Here is a 19,350-nt window from a genome sequence, read left to right on the forward strand (position 1 = left end):
CCGGCTCCGGCGCCGCTTCGTTAAGGACCTGTGACTCTCGCCGGCCCACCGGCCCCCGCCAGACCGGCGCGGCAGGCGCGCTCGAGGGCGCGGTGGCCGCGCCAGCGCGCCAGCAGCCCGGGCACCGGGGGCAGGCCGGTGGCCTCCGGGGCCTGCTCGACCTCCAGCGCCGAGCCGTCCCAGCGCCCCCGCCAGGTCCAGCGGCCCCACCGCTCGAGGTCGGGCCACGAGACCTCCTGGCCCAGCAGCAGCGCCGGGTCGCCGCTCGCGGCCCCCGGACCCGGCGGCGGGCCCACCCGGGGCAGGTCGCGGACCACGCGGGCCCGCGTCCCGTCGGCGCCGCCGACCACGAGCAGGTGCTCGTCGGGGCGCGTGCGGGCCGCGAGCGGCTCGGTGCCGACCACCTCGAGGTGCACCAGCAGCCGCGGCAGCCACCACCAGTGCTCGCGGCGCAGCAGCACCGAGTCGGCCAGCAGCCGCGAGGGCGGCCAGCGCAGCAGCTCCTGCTCCAGCAAGGTGGCGGTGAAGACGTCGCCCTCGGGGTCCTCCTCCAGCCGGGGCCGGGCCCGCACCGACATCGGTGCCCACGCGGCCCCCGCACCCGTCGGCTCGCTGAGGCACACGAGCACCTCCGGGGCGGCGGCCAGCGACCGCGCGACGCCGGCCTGCGCGTAGGGCAGCGCCAGCACCGGCCCGTCCGGCCCGACCAGCGGCAGCACCCCGTGCACCTGCGGCCGGTCGCCGGCGCGCCAGGCGACGTCGGCGACCACGGCGGCGCGCAGGGCGGCCTCGACCTGGGCGTCGCGGCGTACGGGCTCGGGAGGCACGCGGCCACTGTAGGCACCCGACGTCACCGTCACGGGGGGTGACAGCAGTCACAGGTAAAGGCCATGATGGCGACGGCTCGGGCCACCCACTCCGCCGACGGCCGGGCCGGGAGGAGTCGTCGTGCCCGCCATCGTCGTCGCGGCCGCCGTGGCCGTGCTGTTCTTCCTGGCCTACCGCCACTACTCCAGCTACCTGGCCCGTCGGGTGTACGGCGTCGACGCGGCGTTCGTGACCCCGGCGCACCAGTTCGCCGACGGGGTCGACTTCGTGCCGACCAACAAGCACGTCGTCTTCGGCCACCACTTCACCTCGGTCGCCGGCGCGGCGCCGATCGTCGGCCCGGCGATCGCCGCCTTCTGGGGCTGGGGCCCGGCCCTTGCCTGGATCGTGGTCGGCACGATCTTCGCCGCGGGCGTGCACGACATGGGCTCGCTGGCCGTCTCGGTGCGCCACGGCGCCCGCAACATCGGCACCATCGCCCACGACGTCATCAGCAAGCGGGCCCGCACCCTGTTCCTGCTGATCATCTTCTTCCTGCTGACCCTGGTGAACGCGGTGTTCGCGGTGGTCATCGGCAACCTGCTGGTGGCCAACCCGGGCGCGGTGATCCCGATCTTCGTGGAGATCCCGCTGGCCATCGGGATCGGGCAGTACATCTACCGCTCGAAGTCGGCCGCGCTGGTGCCCTCGCTGGTCGGCGTGGTCGTGCTCTACCTGCTGATCGGGGTCGGCCAGGCGGTGCCGATCGAGCTCACCGGGCTCGCCGACGCCCTGGGCGTCGACAACCCGCGCAACGTGTGGGTCGTCATCCTCTTCGCCTACGCCTTCATCGCCTCGCGGCTGCCGGTGTGGGTGCTGCTGCAGCCGCGCGACTACATCAACTCCCACCAGCTCTTCATCGCCCTGGGCGTGATCGTCGCCGGCATCGCCGTCGGCTGGAACACCATCGCGGCACCGCTGGTCAACGACGTGCCCGAGGGCTCGCCCTCGATCTTCCCGTTCCTGTTCATCACGGTGGCCTGCGGCGCGATCTCGGGCTTCCACTCGCTGGTGGCCTCCGGCACCACCGCCAAGCAGATCGACAAGGAGGCCGACGTGCGCCACGTCGGGTACCTCGGCGCGGTCGGCGAGGGTGCGCTGGCCGTCGGCGCGCTGCTGGCGGTGACGGCCGGCGTCGCCGCGACCCGGGCCGACTGGACGGCGCTCTACCCCGACTTCGACACCGCCTCCGGCGGCGCGGTCGGCAACTTCGTCAACGGTGTCGGGGTCTTCGCCAACAACCTGGGCGTGCCGCTCGACCTCGCGATCATCTTCGCCGCGGTCGTGGTGATCTCCTTCGCCGCGACCACCATGGACACCGGGGTGCGGCTGCAGCGCTACGTCGTGCAGGAGATCGCCGAGGTCCTGGGCTGGCACCGCCTGGCCCGCAACCTGACCCTGGCCGGCATCGTCGCGGTCGTGGTGCCGCTGGCGATGGCGCTGCTGCCCGGCGGCGGCGAGGCCGGCTACACCTTCGGGGTGCTGTGGCAGCTCTTCGGCACCACCAACCAGCTCACCGCCGGCCTGGCCCTGGCCGTGGTGGCGGTGTGGGTCGTCCAGCGCGGCCGGAACCCGGTCGCGGTGCTGGTGCCGCTGGCCTTCCTGCTGGTGATGACCTCATGGGCGCTCGTGGTCAACCTCAAGAACTTCGTCGACGACGGCCAGTGGGTGCTCGCCCCGCTCGACGCGATCATCTTCGTGCTGGCCGTGTGGCTGGTGGTCGAGGCCGCCCTCGCGCTGCGCCGGGCCAGCGGCAGCAGCACCGACGGCGAGCAGGCGCCCGTCCCCGACGACAGCCCCCAGCGACGATGAGGTCCGGGCGGTGAGGTCCGGGGCGGCGAGGGCCGAGGCGGTGGCGCTCGCCGGTGAGGTGGGCCGGGTGGTGCTGGTGCGCCCCTGGACCGACGCCCGGGGCGGGGGTGGCTGCTGCTCGGGGCCCGTGCCGCGCCACGAGCACCACGACGCCTCGAGCGACCCCTCCAGCGACCCCTCCAGCGACCCGGTGGGGACGGCGTACCGGGCGCTGCGCGCCCAGCTGCCCGAGCTCGACGTGCAGGTCGTCGACGCCGGCAACACCGCCTGGCTGCTGCCGGCGGTGCTGCGCCGGGCGCGGCGACGGGTCGGCACGCTGGGCGCGGTGCGCTCGGCGCTCGGCGCCACCCGGGCCGGCTCGGTGCTCGTCGACGGGCTGCGCGTGGGCGACCTGGAGGCGCTCGGGCCCGACGAGCTGGTCGCCGTCGTGAGGCGGGCCGCCTCGGCGTAGGTTCTGCCCCCGTGGGGGAGCGGATGCGCGGCCTGGTGGCCGACACGAGACCACTGCGCAACGACCACTTCCGGCGCCTGTGGGTGGCCAACATCATCACGGTGGTCGGGGCGCAGCTGACGGTCGTCGCGGTGCCGGCGCAGATCTACGCCGACACCGGCTCGTCGGCGTACGTCGGGCTGACCGGGCTCTTCGGCCTGGTGCCGCTGGTCGTCTTCGGCCTGTACGGCGGGGCGCTGGCCGACGTCTTCGACCGGCGCAGCATCCTGCGGGTCACCACCGTCGGGCTGATCGTGACGAGCGGGCTCTTCGCGGTGCAGGCGTTCCTGGGCTCGACCAACGTGTGGCTGCTGCTGTGCCTCTTCGCGGTGCAGCAGGCGTTCTTCGCGGTCAACCAGCCCACGCGCAGCGCGGTGCTGCCCAAGCTGCTGCCGCCCGACCTGCTGCCGGCGGCCAACTCCCTCAACATGACCGTCTTCCAGGCCGGGGCGATCGCCGGGCCGCTGGTGGCCGGCATCGCGATCCCCTTCACCGGCTTCGCCTGGCTCTACGCGATCGACACCCTGACCCTCTTCGCGACGCTGGCCGCGGTGCTGCGGCTGCCGACGCTGGCCGTCGAGGGCGCGGTGGCGCAGGTGCCGGGGGTGCGCGCCGTGGTCGACGGCTTCGCCTACCTGCGCACCCAGCCGGTGCTGCTGATGTCGTTCGTGGTCGACATCATCGCGATGGTCTTCGGGATGCCGCGGGCGCTGTTCCCCGAGATCGCCGCGGTCGACTTCGGCGGCCCCGACGAGGGCGGCCTGGTCTTCGCGCTGCTCTTCGCCGCGATCCCGGCCGGTGCCGTGGTCGGCGGGGTGCTCAGCGGCTGGGTCTCGCGGGTCTCGCGGCAGGGACTCGCCGTCGTCGTGTGCATCCTGGTGTGGGGCGTGGCGATGGCCGGCTTCGGCGTCGCCGTGCTGCTGGCCCCCCAGTGGCGCACCCCGATGCTGGTGCTGGCGCTGCTGATGCTCGTCGTCGGCGGCGCCGCCGACATGGCCTCGGCGGCGTTCCGGACCTCGATGCTGCAGAGCGCCGCCACCGACGCGATGCGCGGGCGCCTGCAGGGCGTCTTCATCGTCGTGGTCGCCGGCGGGCCCCGCGTCGCCGACGTGCTGCACGGGGCCACGGCCGCCGGGGTGGGCGCGGGCGCGGCCGCGGCCGGCGGCGGGGTGCTCGTCGTGGTCGGCACGGTCGTGGCCGCCCTGGTCGTGCCGTCCTTCGTGCGCTACCGGATCACCCGCACCCCTCCCGTCGTCCGGGTCGATGAGGGATAGTGGGGCGGTGGACCACGTCGGTGACGCCCCCCTGCTCGAGCACGACACGTACGACGAGGAGCTGTCGGCCCACCTGCGCTCGCTGGCCTTCCGCCTGCTCGGCAGCCTCGCGGCCGCCGACGAGGTGACGACGCTGACGCTGCAGCAGCTGGCCGCCCAGGAGCGGTCGCAGCCGGGCAGCGTGATCGACGAGCGCACCTGGGCCTGCACCCGGCTGGCGCGCCTGGCCCTCGGGCGGCTGCGCGGGCGGCGACCCGCCACGGTGGCCGCCGGCGCCCCGGTCACCGTCGACCTCGATGAGCCCCTCGACCCCGTCGACCCCGCGCGCGAGGCCGACGCCGCCGCGCTGCGCTCGGCGGTGGGCCCCGACCTGCTCGCGGCGCTCGAGCGGCTGGCCCCGGCCGAGCGGGTGGCCTTCGTGCTGCACGACCTGTACGACTGGCACTTCGAGGACGTCGCCGGTGCGATCGGGCGGACCCCGGTCGCCGCGCGCGAGCTGGCCATCCGTGGCCGCTACGCCGTCAGCGCCGGCAGCGACGACGAGGCGGCCGTCGGCGGCTCGGGGTCGCGGGCCCGCCAGCTCGCCGTGGTCGGCGAGGTCGTGGCCGCCGCCCGCGCCGACGACCTCGACGCGATGCGGGCCGCGCTGCACCCCCAGGTGCGGCTGCGCGCCGACGGCGCCGCGATCGACCTGGGCGCCGAGGCGATCGTCGAGGGCCCCGCGGCCGTGGCCGCCCACCTCGCCGAGCACGTGGCCGACCTGCGACCGGTGCTGCTCGACGGCTACGCGGCCGCGGTGTGGCGCGACGGTGCGGCCGAGCGGATGGTCGTGGGCTTCACCGTCGAGGACGCGCTGGTGCACGAGATCGACCTCGTCGCCGACCCCGCCGTGCTCGCGCTGCTCGACCTGGCCCCCCTGGACTGATCCGCCGGGCACCGATGAATCCGGTTGTCGGCGGGGGTCCCTAGGCTGCAGAGTCGAGGGGCGACGCCCGGGAGAGGACAGCTGATGGTGGACATGATCCAGGCCCACGGCCTGGTCAAGAGGTACAAGTCGGTGACCGCGCTCGACGGTCTCGACCTGGCGGTGCCCGAGGGCCAGGTGCTGGCCCTGCTGGGGCCCAACGGTGCCGGCAAGACCACGGCGGTGCGGGTGCTGACCACGCTGCTCAAGCCCGAGGAGGGCACCGCCCACGTGGCCGGGGTCGACGTGCGCGCCGACCCCGACGGCGTCCGCGCGCGCATCGGCCTCTCGGGCCAGTACGCCGCGGTCGACGAGCACCTGACCGGCTTCGAGAACCTCGAGATGGTCGGGCGGCTCTACGGCCTGGGCCGCAGCCGCTCGCGCGAGCGGGCCCGCGAGCTGCTCGAGCGCTTCGACCTCGTCGACGCCGCCGACCGGCCCTCCAAGACCTACTCCGGCGGCATGCGCCGGCGCCTCGACCTCGCCGGGTCGCTGGTGGCCGCGCCGCCGGTGCTGATCCTCGACGAGCCCACGACGGGGCTCGACCCGCGCAGCCGCGTGGGCATGTGGGACGTCATCCGCGAGCTGGTGCGCGACGGCGCCACGCTGCTGCTGACCACGCAGTACCTCGAGGAGGCCGACCGGCTCGCCGACGACATCGTGGTCATCGACCACGGCCGGGCGATCGCGCGCGGCACGGCCGACGAGCTGAAGTCGCAGACCGGCGGCGAGCGCGTCGAGGTCGTGCTGGCCCACGCCTCCGACCGCGACGCCGCCACCCGGCTGCTCGCCGGCGTCGCCGTGGGCGAGGTCGGCGTCGGCGACAACGGCCGCGAGCTGACCGCGGCCGTCGAGGGCGGCGTCCGCTCGCTGCGCCGCGTCCTCGAGGGGCTGGAGGAGGGCGGGCTCGAGGTCCTCGACATCGGCCTGCGCCGCCCGACCCTCGACGACGTGTTCCTGACCCTGACCGGGCACGCGGCCGAGGATGCGACCGGCGACGACACCCCTGCGGCCGAGGAGGCCCTGCGATGAGCACCACCACCTCCCACGACGCCGGCACCGGCCGGCTCCCCGAGCCCACGCCCGTGCCCGAGCGGCCCGGCGGCGTGGTCCGCGCCCTGACCGACGGCTGGATCGTGGCCAAGCGCAACCTGGTCAAGATCAAGCGGGTGCCCGAGGTCCTGGTCTTCGTGCTGATCAGCCCGATCATGTTCGTGCTGCTCTTCGCGTTCGTCTTCGGCGGCGCGATCGACCCCGAGGGCGCGGTGGGCTACCGCGAGTTCCTGATCGGCGGCATCTTCGCCCAGACGGTCGTCTTCGGCGCCACCTTCACCGGCGCCGGCCTGGCCGAGGACATGCAGAAGGGCATCATCGACCGCTTCCGCTCGCTGCCGATGTCGCACGCGGCGGTCCTGGTGGGCCGCACCACCTCCGACGTCGTCTACAACGTGCTCTCGCTGATCATCATGGCGCTGACCGGCCTGCTGGTCGGCTGGCGCATCCGCGAGGGCGCCTTCGACGCGCTGCTGGGCTTCGCGCTGCTGCTGCTCTTCGCCTACGCGATCAGCTGGGTGATGGCCTACGTCGGCCTGCTGGTGCCCTCGGTCGAGGTCATCAACAACGCCTCGTTCATCGTGATCATGCCGCTGACCTTCGTCTCCAACGCGTTCGTGCCGCTGAGCTCCTTCGACGGGGTGCTGCGCCAGTTCGTGCTGTGGAACCCGGTCTCGGCGCTCACCCAGGCCAGTCGCGAGCTCTTCGGCAACGTCGACGCCTCCACCCCGGTGCCCGACGCCTGGTCGATGCAGCACCCGGCGCTCTACACGCTGCTGTGGGTCGCGCTGATCCTGGCGGTCTTCGTGCCGCTCTCGACCCGCCAGTTCGCCCGCGCCTCGGCCTGACCACCCCCGCCGACCCGGCCCAAAATTCGCGCTGACCCGGCTCAGATCTCGCACTGACCCGGCTCATACCCGCGCGGTCAGGGCCGGGTCAGTGCCAGGGCCCGGTCGTCGCCGTCGCGGACCTCGCCACGTCCGTCGGTGTTCGACGTGACCAGCAGCAGCTCGCCCGCACCGCCTGCGTCGCTCGTGGGCAGGGCCAGGACGCTGCGCAGCCTGCCCAGCTCACCGGCGAGGTGCGCCACGGGCTGCTCGACGCCCGCCTCGCCCTCATCGCCTTCAGCGCCATCGGCGCCCGCTGCCAGGGGGATCTCCCAGAGCCGCTGACCGCGCAGGGCCGCCATCCACAGCGACCCGTCCCAGAAGGCCAGCCCCGAGGGAGAGGCGTCGGCGGTGCTCCAGACCACGACCGGGTCGGTACGACCCTCGCCGCCGCCGCTGCCCTCCACGTCGGGCCAGCCGTGGTCGGCGCCGGCCTCGACCAGGTTGAGCTCGTCGAAGGCGTTCGCCCCGAACTCCGAGGCCCACAGCCGGCCCTGCTCGTCGAAGGCGAGGCCCTGCACGTTGCGGTGCCCGTAGCTGTAGACCTCGTTGTCGAAGGGGTTGCCCGGAGCCGGCTCGCCCTCGAGCGTCAGGCGCAGCACCTTGCCGGACAGCGACCCGGTGTCCTGGGCCGACTCGGGCACGCCGTTGTCGCCGGTGCCGACGTAGAGCAGGTCGTCGGGCCCGACCACGAGCTGGCCGCCCTGGTGGTAGCCGGCGCCACCGGGGATGCCGGCGAGCAGCACCTCGGGCTCGCCGAGCCGCTGCCCGTCCCAGGGCATCGACACGATCCTGCTGGTCTCCTCGACGGTGTAGTAGGCCAGCAGGGCGGACTCGTCGGGGGTCAGCGCCAGCCCCAGCAGCCCGGCCTCGCCGCCGGGCACCACGTCGGGCAGGGTCCGCAGCTCCTCGCGCTGCCCGGTGGCCGGGTCGAGCAGCAGGATCCGTCCGGTGTCGCGCTCGCTCAGCAGCACCCGGCCGTCAGCGGTCGCCGCCAGGCCCCACGGGCTGGTCAGCCCGGTGGTGACCTGCCGCTGCCCCAGCGCCGCCGGGTCGTCGGTCGACAGGTCGTCGGCGGGGCCGGCGGTGCGGGTGGAGCCGCTGGGGGCGTTGGCCCGCTCACCGGGCTCGGGGTCGGCGCCGCAGGCGACCAGGACGGGCAGGGCCAGCACGGCGGCGGCGACCCGGGCGGCGCGGGGACGGCGTACGCGAGGGGTCACCGCTCCAGCGTGACAGGCCGACCTGACGACCGGGCCCACCCGCACTGGGCGCCCCGCCCGACGTGCTGGAAGGATCAGCCCTGTCGGCAGGAGGAACCCCATGGACGACATGACGGCGATCCTGGTCGTGGCGCTGCTCGGCGGCATGGCTGCCGCCGTGGTGCGCCTGCCTCCGCTGCTGGGCTTCCTGGTCGCCGGCTTCGTGCTCAACATCGTCGGCGTGGAGTCGGTGCCGGCCCTCGAGACCGCCGCCGATCTCGGCGTGACGCTGCTGCTCTTCGGGGTGGGGCTCAAGATCGACCTGCGCCAGCTGGCCCAGCGCGAGGTGCTGGCCACCGCCACCGCCCACCTGGTCGGCTCGACCCTGCTCGGCGCGGGCGTGGTGGCGCTGATCGCCGTCGGCGGCGTCGCGCTGCTCGAGGGCAGCGACTGGCGCACCTGGGTCCTGGTCGGCTTCGCGCTGTCGTTCTCCAGCACCGTCTTCGTGGTCAAGACGCTCGAGGAGCGCAGCGCCGCGCGCTCCCTGGGCGGGCGCACCGCCATCGGGGTGCTGATCGTCCAGGACCTCGCCGCCGTGGTCTACCTGGCCGCCTCGGGCGGCAAGCCGCCCAGCCCGTGGGCGGTGGTGGTGCTGCTGCTCCTGCCCGGCGCCTGGGTGCTGCGCACCGTGCTGGCCCGCATCGGGCACGACGAGCTGCGGCCGCTCTTCGGGCTGGTGCTGGCGCTGGTGCCCGGCTACGCGCTGTTCGAGGCGGTGGGGCTCAAGGGCGATCTGGGCGCCCTGGTCGTCGGGATGCTGCTGGCCGGCCGCCCCGGCGCCGAGGGGCTCGCGAAGAGCCTCTTCACGCTCAAGGACCTGCTGCTGGTCGGCTTCTTCGTCTCCATCGGCCTCGGTGCGCTGCCCGACGCCGAGCACCTCGTGGTCGCGCTCCTGCTCGTGGTCCTGCTGCTGCCGCTCAAGGCGATCGGCTTCGCGCTGCTGCTCAGCCACGCCGGCCTGCGGCGGCGTACGTCGGTGCTCACCGGGTCGACCCTGGCCAACTTCTCGGAGTTCGGGCTGATCGTCGCCGTCGCGTCGTCCGCCGAGGTGCTGGGCGAGGAGTGGGTGGTCACCCTGGCCACCGCGATCGCGGCCAGCTTCGTGGTCGGCACGGCCGTGGGCCGCCGACCCGAGTACCTGGTCGGGGTGCTCTCCCGGCTGGTGCCCGAGCGCGCCGAGGACCGGCTGCACCCCGAGGACCGCCCGCTCGACGTCGGCCACGCCGAGGCGGTCGTGCTGGGCATGGGGCGCGTGGGCCGGTCGGCGTACGAGCGGCTCGAGCAGGTGCACGGCCTGGCCACGGTCGGGGTCGAGACCTCCGGGGACCGGGTCGCACGGCTGCTCGAGGAGGGCATCGACGTCATCGAGGGCGACGCCACCGACCCGGAGTTCTACGAGCGGCTGCGCACCGGCGACGTGCGCGTCGTGCTGCTGGCGATGCCGTTCCACGGCAACAACCTCGACGCGCTGCTGCAGCTGCGCTCGAGCGGGTTCACCGGCGTCGTCGCCGTCGTCACGCAGTACGACGCCGACCTGCGGCAGGCGCGCGCCCTCGGCGCCTCGGCGGGGTTCCAGCTCTACGACGGCGCCGGCACCGAGCTCGCCGACCGCGCGGCCCAGGCGGCCGGGCTGCGCCGTGAGGACGACTGAGCCTGCTCGTCGGCGCGGCTCTGGCAGGGTGAGGTGGTGACCCCCGACCAGAGAGCGAGCGTCCCCGCCCCGCAGCTGTCGCTGCCCGACGACGAGGCCCGGGCCCGGGTGGCGGCGTTCGCCGACGACCTGGTGCGCCGGCGCACGGTGCGGGACTTCTCCTCGCGCCCGGTCGCCGACGGCGTCCTCGAGGACGCGGTGCGGGCCGCGGCCAGTGCCCCGAGCGGGGCGCACGTGCAGCCGTGGCGCTTCGTGGTGGTCACCGACCCCGACGTACGCCGGCGGCTGCGCGAGGCGGCGGAGGCCGAGGAGCGCGAGTTCTACGAGCGACGGGCCTCGGAGGAGTGGCTCGACGCGCTGGCTCCCCTCGGCACCGATGCGACCAAGCCGTTCCTGACCGACGCGGCCGCGCTGGTGGTGGTCTTCGAGGTGCACGCGGGGCCCACCTCCCCCAAGCCGTACTACGTCAAGGAGTCGGTGGGCATCGCCGTCGGCTTCCTGCTGGCCGCCCTGCACCAGGCGGGCCTGGCCACGCTGACCCACACCCCGAGCCCGATGCGGTTCCTCGGCGAGGTGCTGGGCCGCCCGCCCGAGGAGCGCGGCTTCGTGGTCGTCGCGGTGGGGCACCCGGCCGAGGACGCGCGGGTGCCGGCGCTCGAGCGCAAGCCGCTCGACGAGGTGCTGGTGCGGGTCTGAGGCGCGGGCCGCCTGCACGGAACTATCGGCGGGACCATGAACCTTCGTGGTGGCGGCGAGAGCTCCATCGGGTGCCCGATGAAACTCCCGCGGCGCCCGCTCAGCCGGTCAGCTTGGCCAGCCGGGCGCGGAGCAGGTCGACGCGGTGGGCGTTGCCGTGCAGCTCGACGTACCCCTCGGCGTACGACGCCAGGAGCGCGTCGTCGAGGCGGCGCACGGCGCCGGGCGGGTAGCGGTAGTCCATGTGCTCGTTGATCTGGGTCTCGTCGACGCCCATCAGCACCTCGGAGAGCTCGCCGAGGCTGGTGATCCCGAGCTCGAGCAGCAGCCCGGAGATCCAGGCGTAGTGGTCGGTGCGCGACCAGCCGGCGTCGGCGTACTGCCCGGCCAGGAAGGCCGCCAGCTCGCGGGGGTCCAGGCGCGGGTCGGCGTCGGGGCCGGCGGGCTCCTCGGTGCGCGGGTCGGTGGCCTGGAGCCGGTCGCGGATGGTGGCGAACTCGCGGTCGGCGAGCTCGAGGAGCCCGGCGGCGAGGGTGAAGCGGCGGTCGAAGTCGCGCGCGTGCTCCTCGGGCACCACGCCCTTGTAGCGGATGTCGTGCTCGAACTCGGCCCAGGCGTGCTGCAGGACGGTGCGGATCTGCACCGAGGCCACCAGCCCGCGCAGCGGTGACCAGTCGGGGTCGCCCTCGCGCGCGGCGTCGAGGCCGATCACCTGGTGCCGGCTGGCGTAGCCGAAGCGGCCCTCGCTGGCGGTCTCGCGGCCCATGTCGCGGTCGTCGTGCACGACCAGCTGGTCACCGAGCAGGTCGGCGACGGTCTCGACGTCGCGCTGCACGTAGGTGATCACCCGCACCCCGAGCTGGTCGGTGACCTCGGTGAGCGGGTCGCGGTACATCGCCCGGCCGCCCGGGCGACCGTCGACGGTGCGCGCGGCCTTGGCGGCGAAGGAGGCCACCGACTTGGTGCGCCCGGTGACCGACAGGTAGTTGATGCCGGCCTCGTCGAGGATCGACTGCACCAGGCGCACGTAGCGCTCACCGGCGTCGCGCAGCTGCGGCAGCCGTGCCGCGTAGGCCTGGGTGGCCGCTTGCACCGGGTCGGCCCGGGGGCGGGTGCGGCGCGGGCTGGGCTCGAGGTCGGCGGGCAGCGTGGGCACCACGACGTAGCCGTCCTCCCAGCCGCCGTCGGGCCCGACGTACGTCGTGGTCTCCTCGGGGTGGGTGTCGGCGAAGAGCCCGACGTAGGCGCAGACGACCGCGTCGACCTGGTCCTCCACGACCCGCAGCTCGCTCTTGCGGGTGGCGCCCTCGACCGCGTCGCGCAGCCGCGCCCACGGCTCGCCGGCGGTGACCACGACCGTCTCGAGGTAGCCCATCAGGGCCAGCAGCTCGCTGCGCAGGCTCTCGAGGTCGCGGCCGGGCTTGTGCTTGTACTTCAGGGTGCGACCCAGGCGGAACAGCGAGACGGTCGCGGGGTGCGGGTAGACCTCGATCGCGCGGCGCTGGCGCCCCGAGCGGGGGTTGAGGTCGAGGCCGAGGCGACCGGCCACCCGGGCCCCGCGCGGGGTCTCGGCGAACTCCGGCTTGCCGGTGTTCGCGGGGTGGGCCCCGGCGTCGAAGCGCGCGAAGTCCTTGTTCAGCGCGGCCTCGCAACCGCGGTTGCCGCTGGCGTTGCGCACGATCAGCGGCGCGTCGACCGCGACCAGGCACGCCCCGCCCGCCACGACGCCCTCGACCGCGGCCACCACCTCGTCGTCGCTGCGCTGCGCCGAGACGTGCACCAGCCGCGCCTCGGGGTCGAGCACCGCCACCCCAGTCGGGGCGCGCTCGCCCCAGGCGAGGTCGACGCCGACGTAGTGCATGCCCCCAGCCTCTCGTACGCCGCTCAGGCCTCGTGGATCGGCTCGGCGGGCAGCTTCTTGACCCGGCGGGTGCGCCGGCGCCGCCCGGGGATCATCGAGCGCATCTCCTCGAGCTTGCCGAAGCACAGCAGCCGGTCGCCGGCCTCGAGCACGTGGCGGCTGTGCGGGTTGGGGATGACGCTGGTGCCGCGCTGCAGGGTGAGCGCCGAGATGTCGCGCTCGCGCAGGCCCGACTCGCCCAGCGTCTTGCCGACGAGGTCGGAGGCGGCCTGCACCGCGATCTCGGCGACGCCGTACCCGGTCGAGACGGTCAGGCGCTGGCGCACGTCGATCTCGGGGAAGGCGACCTGGTTGTCGATGTGGTCGATGATCGAGCCGGCGATGTCGAGGTCGGTGGCGCGCTCGATGCCCTCGAGGCCCGGGGAGGAGTTGACCTCCATCACCAGCGGTCCCTCGTTGCCCTCGAGCATGTCGACGCCGGCCACCCGCAGGCCCATGATCTGCGCGGCCCGCACCGCCGCACGCTCGTAGTCCTCGTCGAGGGTGACGCCCTCCACGATGCCGCCGCGGTGCACGTTGGAGCGGAACTCGTCGCCCTGCGCGACCCGCCGCATCGCCGCGACCACCCGGTCGCCGACCACCAGGGCGCGGATGTCGCGGCCCTTGCTCTCGGCCACGAAGCGCTGGATCAGCACGTTCTGGCGGGTGCTCTGCAGCGTCTCGATGATCGCCTCGGCCACCTTGAGGGTCGGGGCCAGGATCACGCCGATGCCCTGGGTGCCCTCGAGCAGCTTGATGACCACCGGCGCGCCGCCGACCCGCTCGATGGCCGCGATCACGTCGGCGCGGTCGCGCACGAACGTCGTGGCCGGCATCCCGATGTGGTGGCGCGAGAGGATCTGGGTGGCGCGCAGCTTGTCGCGCGAGTTCGTGATCCCCCACGAGGTGTTCGGCGTGTAGACGTCCATCTGCTCGAACTGGCGCACCACCGCGGTGCCGAAGTAGGTGATCGAGTTGCCGATGCGGGGCAGGATCGCGTCGTAGTGCGAGAGCCGCTTGCCGCGGAACTGCAGGTCGGGCTCGTCGCCGGACAGGTCGATGCCGAACCGCAGCGTGTTGAGCACCTTGACCTCGTGACCCCGGTCGAGGGCGGCCGTGCGCAGGCGCTGCGTACTGTACGACCGGGGCGCGCGGGACAGGATCGCGAGTTTCATGGGTACCCAGACTGAGAGGCGACGGTGGAGACGGGACTTTCCTACACCCTCGCAGGGTGGCGCGAGTGGGTGAGCCTGCCCGACGCCGGCGTGGAGTGGATCAAGGCCAAGCTCGACACAGGCGCGCGGACCTCCGCCATCCACGCCTTCGACCTCGAGTCCTTCGAGCGTGACGGCGTCTCGATGGTGCGCTACTCGGTGCACCCCTGGCAGGCCACCGACGACGACGCCGTGGTCGTGGAGAGCACCGTCCTGGACACCCGCGAGGTGCGCTCGTCGTCGGGCCACGTCGAGGAGCGCTACGTCGTGCCGATGGCGATCACGCTGGTCGGGCACACCGTCACCGTCGAGATGAGCCTCAGCCGCCGCGACGAGATGGGCTTCCGGATGCTGGTGGGGCGTGAGGCGCTGCGCCAGGGCTTCGTCGTCGACCCCGGTCGCTCCTACCTCGGCCCCCGCCCGCCCGTGGCCGTGCGCCGCCGCAACCGGGGCCGCTGAGATGGCGCGCCCCTCCTTCGAGATCGGTCCGGTGCGGGTGCGCCCGGGCCGGGTGCAGTCGCTGGCGCTGCCCATCACCCGCCTGGTCACCGGCGCCGAGGTCGACCTGCCCGTGCGGGTCGTGCACGGGCGCGAGGACGGCCCGACGGTGTGGGTCGACGCCGCCATCCACGGCGACGAGGCCGTCGGCGTCGAGGTGGTGCGCCAGGTGCTGGCCGACCTCGACCCGCGGACCCTGCGCGGCACCCTGATCGCGATCCCGATCGTCAACGTGCTCGGCTTCATGACCGGCAGCCGCTACCTGCCCGACCGCCGCGACCTCAACCGCTCCTTCCCCGGCTCGGCCCGCGGCTCGCTGGCCGGCCGGATCGCGCACCTGATGATGACCGAGGTCGTCGCCAAGTGCTCGGTGGGCATCGACCTGCACACCGGCTCCGACCGGCGCACCAACCTGCCGCAGATCCGCACCGACCTCGAGGACCCCGAGACCCGCCGCCTGGCCGAGGCCTTCGCCGCGCCGGTGATGATGCACGCCCGGCTGCGCGACGGCTCGCTGCGCCACGCCGCCCGCGAGGAGGGCGCCAAGGTGCTGCTCTACGAGGCCGGGGAGGCCTGGCGGATGGACCCCTGGGCCATCGACGCCGGCGTGCGCGGCGTACGCCGCGTGCTCGCCGCGCTCGGGATGACCGAGCCGGTCGAGGAGGAGCCGCCCACCCCCAGCCTCGAGTCGTGGCGCAGCGGCTGGGTGCGGGCCCGGGGCACCGGGATGCTGCACCTCGAGGCCGAGCTGGGCCAGCGCGTCGAGAAGGGCGACCGGCTCGGCGGGCTCTTCGACTCCTTCGGCAAGCGGGTGCGGCTGGTGCACGCCGACCGCGCCGGCATCGTGGTGGGCCGCACCGAGGCGCCCCTGGTGAACTCCGGCGACGCCGTGGTCCACCTCGCGGAGGTCGAGGACTGACCTCCCGGGTGGGCCACGACTGACCGATCGGCGGAGGCGCCGCCGCGCGGGGCCGGGTGAGACTGCGAGTCCCCCCACCCCCCTGGAGAACCCCCGTGCGTCCTTCCCCCGAGGCGCCGCGCACCCCCGCGCTCCGCCGCCTGGCAGCCACCGCGCTCGGTGCCGGCCTGCTCGCCTGCCCCCTGCCCGCCACCGCCGGACCCGCCGCGCCCCCCGCGTCGCTCGCTCCTGCGGCCTCCGCCCCTGCCACCGTCGCCACGGCCCCCGCCGCGGCGTCGTACGACGTGCAGCAGCGGCGGCGCAACGCCCGCGGCCCGGCCGTGGGCGTGCAGTTCCACGGCATGTGGTCCTCCTACTCCGACCCCGAGCGGGAAGAGGTGCTCGACCGGCTGGTCGAGATGGGCGCCGGCTGGGTGCGCCTGGACATGTCGTGGTCGATGATCCAGCCGACCGCCGGCCGCATCGACCCGCAGGGCTGGGGCGTGCGCTTCGTCGACCGCGTGGTCGGCATGGCCGCCGACCGCGGGCTCAAGGTGCTGGCCACCTTCTGGCTGACCCCCGACTGGGCCGACCCCGAGGCCGGCGCCCGGTCGCTGCCCGCCGACCCCCGCGACTACGGCCGGGCCCTGGCCTGGGCCGCGGAGCGCTGGCAGGGCGAGGTCGACGCCTGGGAGGTGTGGAACGAGCCGAACTCCGAGGACTTCCTCGCCGGCGCCGACGCGGCGGCGTACGCCGACCTGCTGTGCGCCGGCTACGACGCGGTGCAGGCCTCCGCGGCCCGCGGCACCGACGTCGTCTTCGGCGGCACCATGCACAACGACTCGACCTGGATCGAGGCGGCGTACGACGCCGGCGCGGGCGACTGCTTCGACGTGCTGGCCACCCACCCCTACCAGTCGCCGTCGGACACCGGCCCGATGTCGGGCTCGGGCGAGGCGCACTGGGAGTTCAGCCACCTCGGCGAGGTGCGGGACCTGATGCGCCGCCACGGCGACCGGCGCCCGGTGTGGGTGACCGAGTTCGGCTGGTCCTCGCACCGCGACCGCGGCGACGAGCAGCCGTGGGAGCGCGGGGTCAGCAAGCGCCAGCAGGCCGACTTCACGGTCGCCGCCCTCGAGGCGCTGCGCACCCGCTTCCCGTTCGTGCGCAAGGCGTTCCTCTACAACGAGCGCGCGCGCACCGACGCCGGGCGGCACATGAAGGGCTACGGCCTGATGACCAACCGGATCAAGCCCAAGCCGGTCTACCGTGCGGTGCAGGCCTGGACCGGGCGCTGAGCCGGCTCAGCGCCCGAGGCCTCCAGCATCCGCTGCAGCTCGGCGCCCATCGCCTCGATGACGGCGTGCAGGCCCTGCAGCGGGCGCACCATCACGGTGAAGTCGCTGATCAGGCCGGTGTCGTCCCAGGTGATCATGTCGACGCCCTGCACCTGCTTGCCGCCGACGTCGGTGGTGAACTCCAGCACCGCCGAGTCCTCGCCCAGCCACTCGCGGCGGTAGGCGAGCCCCGGTCCCAGCACGGCGAAGGCCGCGGCGAGGTAGGCCACGACCTTGTCGCGGCCCTCCTGCGGGGTGTGCACGGCCGGGGAGCGGAAGACCGCGTCGGCGGCGACCAGGTCGGGCAGGCCCGCGGGGTCGCCGGCCTCGGCGACGGCGTGCCAGCGGGCGAGGGCGGCGGTGGTGTCCATGGGGCCATCCCACCACCGGCCACCACCGATTGACACCCGCCGCCGGGCAGGCGGCATCCTGCCCGGGTGGACACCCCCATCCCGGACTACCTCGTCGAGGTCCTCGACGCCGTCGCCGCCGACGCGAGCGGTGCCGTGGCCGACTACATCCCCGAGCTCGCGCAGGTCGACCCCGACCAGCTCGGGGTGGTGCTCGCGACCGTCGACGGCGCGGTCTACGAGGCCGGCGACTGCGCGGCCGGGTTCACGATCCAGTCGATCTCCAAGCCGTTCGTCTACGCGCTGGCGCTGCAGCAGCGCGGGCTCGAGGCCGTGCTCGACCAGGTCGACGTCGAGCCCTCCGGCGAGGCGTTCAACGAGCTGTCGCTCGAGAAGGGCTCGGGGCGCCCGCTCAACCCGATGATCAACGCCGGCGCGATCGTGGTGCACACGATGGTCGGCGACGCCCGCGACCCGCAGGGCCGGTGCGAGCAGGTGCTGGCCGGGCTCTCCGCCTTCGCCGGGCGGCCCCTGGCCGTCGACGAGGCGGCGTACGCCTCCGAGAGCGAGACGGCGTTCCGCAACTACGCCATCGCCAACATGCTGCGCAGCCGCGACTCCATCGTCGAGGACCCCGAGGACGTGGTGGCGGCCTACACCCGGCAGTGCTCGGTGCGGGTCACGACCCGCGACCTGGCGCTGATGGCCGCGACCCTGGCCAACGGCGGCGTGCACCCGCTGAGCGAGGAGCGGGTCGTCGAGGAGTGGGTGGCGCGCCAGGTGATGAGCGTGATGGCGACCTGCGGCATGTACGACTCGGCCGGCGACTGGATCTCCACCGTCGGCTTCCCGGCCAAGAGCGGCGTCTCCGGCGGCATCATCGGCGCGCTGCCGGGCCAGCTGGGCATCGCGGCGTTCTCGCCGCGCCTGGACCCGCACGGCTCGAGCGTGCGCGGGGTCGAGGTGTGCCGCCGGCTCTCGGCCGACATGGGGCTGCACATGATGGACCCGCCGCAGCCGGCGCGCTCCACGATCCGGCGCACCCACACGGTGCAGTACGTCGACGGCAGCGCCGCGATGGTCTTCGCCCTGCACGGCTCGCTGCAGTTCGCGGGCGCCGAGCGCCTGGTGCGCGACCTGGCCGACGCCGACGCCGCGGGCCGGCTCTCCGACGCGGTGGTGCTCGACCTGACCCGGGTGCACTCGATCAACGACGTGGCCCGCCGGATGCTGCTCGAGACCGTGCGGCGCCTGCAGCTGGAGGGCTGCGGGGTCACCCTGGTCGACCCCGAGTCGACCCTGCCCGACCCCGACTGCGGCGGCGGGGTGCGCCCGCCGGTGGTGGCGACGGTCGCCGAGGCCGCGGCGCGCGGGCACGCCTGAGCCCCGTCAGGCCTCCGGCAGCCGCAGCGCGGCCACGACGTCGGCGAACATGCGCTGCTTGATCGTGCCGAGCGTCGCCCGGTCCTTGCCGGCGAGGTGGCGCACCCGCGCGGCCGCTGCCTCGTGGAGGTCCTCCACCTCGGCGGTCGCGTCGACGATGCCGGCGGCCAGCGCCTCCTCGGCGCCGAAGCGGTGCCCGGTGGTCATCGCGTCGACGGCGGCGCGGGGGGTCAGCTTCGACATGACCAGCGCGTTCATGCCCGGGGTGAAGGGGATCAGGATGTCGACCTCGGGGAAGCAGACGTAGCCGCGCTCGGTGCGCATCACCCGGTGGTCGTGGGCCATGGCGAGCATCGCGCCGGCACCGAAGGCGTGGCCGTTGAGGGCCGCGACCGTCGGCACCGGGAGCGTCAGCACCCGCTCGAAGACGCCCTGCACGCGCGCGACGTACTCGCCGAGCCGGTCGGGGTGGGCGCCGAGCCAGTCGAGGTCGAGCCCGTTGGAGAAGAACTTGCCGCCGCCCGTGGTGACCAGCACGGCGGGCTCGCTGGTGGCGGCGAGGTCGGCGAGGAAGCCGTCGACCTCGTCGAGGAAGGCGGGGCTGAAGCGGTTCTCGTCGTCGCCCAGGTGCAGGGTCCACACGCGGCGGTCCTGGGGGCCGTCCTGGCTCAGCGTCGGCATCCGGCGCTCCTCTCGTCGGGCACATCAGAGCACACGTCGGGGGAGCCCGCCGGGACCTGAGGGGGTGTGCTCGCGACGCGCCCGACTCGGAACAATCGAGGGCGGGCCCGAGGTTGGGCCCGGTGTCGGGTCGCGG

At 74.3% G+C, this 19,350-nt stretch carries 18 protein-coding genes and 1 pseudogene; 12 read left to right on the forward strand and 7 right to left on the reverse strand.

Features of this window, described 5'->3' with window-relative positions; all coding sequences use genetic code 11:
• Positions 1 to 20: 20 nt before the first annotated feature.
• Positions 21 to 827: a hypothetical protein gene (locus OCU29_RS15995; protein ID WP_261820701.1), complete on the reverse strand. Its 807-nt coding sequence runs from the start codon at positions 825 to 827 to the stop codon at positions 21 to 23.
• A gap of 121 nt (positions 828 to 948) precedes the next feature.
• Here OCU29_RS15995 and OCU29_RS16000 point away from each other — a divergent pair, with 121 nt between their 5' ends.
• The 6 genes from OCU29_RS16000 (at position 949) to OCU29_RS16025 (ending at position 7,308) form a co-directional block, all read left to right on the forward strand.
• A complete protein-coding gene (locus tag OCU29_RS16000; protein WP_179614787.1) occupies positions 949 to 2,679 on the forward strand; it encodes a carbon starvation protein A in 1,731 nt (576 codons plus the stop codon).
• Positions 2,680 to 2,689: 10 nt separating this feature from the next.
• Entirely contained in the window at positions 2,690 to 3,130 is a 441-nt protein-coding gene (locus OCU29_RS16005) for a hypothetical protein (RefSeq protein WP_261820702.1), read from the forward strand.
• Positions 3,131 to 3,141: 11 nt separating this feature from the next.
• Positions 3,142 to 4,443 carry an MFS transporter gene (locus OCU29_RS16010; RefSeq protein ID WP_261820703.1) on the forward strand — a complete coding sequence of 434 codons (1,302 nt, stop codon included), beginning with the start codon at positions 3,142 to 3,144 and terminating at the stop codon, positions 4,441 to 4,443.
• A 7-nt stretch (positions 4,444 to 4,450) separates the two neighbouring features.
• Positions 4,451 to 5,368 carry a sigma factor gene (locus OCU29_RS16015; RefSeq protein ID WP_179614789.1) on the forward strand — a complete coding sequence of 306 codons (918 nt, stop codon included), beginning with the start codon at positions 4,451 to 4,453 and terminating at the stop codon, positions 5,366 to 5,368.
• An 84-nt stretch (positions 5,369 to 5,452) separates the two neighbouring features.
• Positions 5,453 to 6,439: an ATP-binding cassette domain-containing protein gene (locus tag OCU29_RS16020; RefSeq protein WP_261820704.1), complete on the forward strand. Its 987-nt coding sequence runs from the start codon at positions 5,453 to 5,455 to the stop codon at positions 6,437 to 6,439.
• A complete protein-coding gene (locus OCU29_RS16025; protein WP_261820705.1) occupies positions 6,436 to 7,308 on the forward strand; it encodes an ABC transporter permease in 873 nt (290 codons plus the stop codon). Before OCU29_RS16020 ends, OCU29_RS16025 begins: the two co-directional genes overlap by 4 nt.
• A gap of 77 nt (positions 7,309 to 7,385) precedes the next feature.
• Here OCU29_RS16025 and OCU29_RS16030 read toward each other — a convergent pair whose 3' ends face one another.
• Complete coding sequence (locus tag OCU29_RS16030) at positions 7,386 to 8,567, reverse strand: sorbosone dehydrogenase family protein (RefSeq protein WP_261820706.1); 1,182 nt, start codon at positions 8,565 to 8,567, stop codon at positions 7,386 to 7,388.
• 100 nt (positions 8,568 to 8,667) lie between these two features.
• On the opposite strand from OCU29_RS16030, the gene OCU29_RS16035 reads away from it, so the two are divergent.
• A complete protein-coding gene (locus OCU29_RS16035; protein ID WP_261820707.1) occupies positions 8,668 to 10,257 on the forward strand; it encodes a cation:proton antiporter in 1,590 nt (529 codons plus the stop codon).
• Positions 10,258 to 10,293: 36 nt separating this feature from the next.
• Positions 10,294 to 10,953, forward strand: coding sequence for a nitroreductase family protein (locus OCU29_RS16040; RefSeq protein ID WP_261820708.1), 660 nt, complete (start codon positions 10,294 to 10,296; stop codon positions 10,951 to 10,953).
• 100 nt (positions 10,954 to 11,053) lie between these two features.
• On the opposite strand, the gene OCU29_RS16045 is transcribed toward OCU29_RS16040, so the two are convergent.
• The 3 genes and pseudogenes from OCU29_RS16045 to OCU29_RS16050 form a co-directional block, all read right to left on the reverse strand.
• The gene (locus tag OCU29_RS16045) at positions 11,054 to 12,814 is read right to left on the reverse strand and encodes a DUF429 domain-containing protein (protein ID WP_261820709.1); all 1,761 of its coding nucleotides are present in this window, start codon (positions 12,812 to 12,814) and stop codon (positions 11,054 to 11,056) included.
• Between the two features lie 23 nt (positions 12,815 to 12,837).
• Complete coding sequence (locus tag OCU29_RS19860; RefSeq protein WP_347207521.1) at positions 12,838 to 13,140, reverse strand: TrkA C-terminal domain-containing protein; 303 nt, start codon at positions 13,138 to 13,140, stop codon at positions 12,838 to 12,840.
• A gap of 27 nt (positions 13,141 to 13,167) precedes the next feature.
• Positions 13,168 to 14,028, reverse strand: a pseudogene (locus OCU29_RS16050) (RimK family alpha-L-glutamate ligase); the annotation flags it as partial.
• A 24-nt stretch (positions 14,029 to 14,052) separates the two neighbouring features.
• Here OCU29_RS16050 and OCU29_RS16055 point away from each other — a divergent pair.
• From OCU29_RS16055 to OCU29_RS16065, 3 genes are all read left to right on the forward strand, one after another.
• Complete coding sequence (locus tag OCU29_RS16055) at positions 14,053 to 14,526, forward strand: RimK/LysX family protein (protein ID WP_261820711.1); 474 nt, start codon at positions 14,053 to 14,055, stop codon at positions 14,524 to 14,526.
• Position 14,527: 1 nt separating this feature from the next.
• Positions 14,528 to 15,484 carry a succinylglutamate desuccinylase/aspartoacylase family protein gene (locus OCU29_RS16060; RefSeq protein ID WP_179614796.1) on the forward strand — a complete coding sequence of 319 codons (957 nt, stop codon included), beginning with the start codon at positions 14,528 to 14,530 and terminating at the stop codon, positions 15,482 to 15,484.
• A gap of 95 nt (positions 15,485 to 15,579) precedes the next feature.
• On the forward strand, positions 15,580 to 16,761 hold the full coding sequence (locus OCU29_RS16065) for a cellulase family glycosylhydrolase (protein WP_261820712.1): 1,182 nt from the start codon (positions 15,580 to 15,582) through the stop codon (positions 16,759 to 16,761).
• Here the strand turns inward: OCU29_RS16065 and OCU29_RS16070 are convergent.
• Entirely contained in the window at positions 16,728 to 17,171 is a 444-nt protein-coding gene (locus OCU29_RS16070) for a nuclear transport factor 2 family protein (RefSeq protein ID WP_261820713.1), read from the reverse strand. The two genes, OCU29_RS16065 and OCU29_RS16070, sit on opposite strands and share 34 nt — an antisense overlap.
• A 66-nt stretch (positions 17,172 to 17,237) precedes the next feature.
• Between OCU29_RS16070 and OCU29_RS16075 the strand changes: the two genes are divergently transcribed.
• A complete protein-coding gene (locus OCU29_RS16075; RefSeq protein ID WP_261820714.1) occupies positions 17,238 to 18,533 on the forward strand; it encodes a glutaminase in 1,296 nt (431 codons plus the stop codon).
• A 6-nt stretch (positions 18,534 to 18,539) separates the two neighbouring features.
• Here OCU29_RS16075 and OCU29_RS16080 read toward each other — a convergent pair whose 3' ends face one another.
• A complete protein-coding gene (locus OCU29_RS16080) occupies positions 18,540 to 19,214 on the reverse strand; it encodes an enoyl-CoA hydratase-related protein (protein WP_261820715.1) in 675 nt (224 codons plus the stop codon).
• Positions 19,215 to 19,350 lie beyond the last annotated feature (136 nt).

The sequence above is a fragment of the Nocardioides sp. OK12 genome (genome assembly GCF_024341885.1).
GTDB lineage: Bacteria > Actinomycetota > Actinomycetes > Propionibacteriales > Nocardioidaceae > Nocardioides > Nocardioides marinisabuli.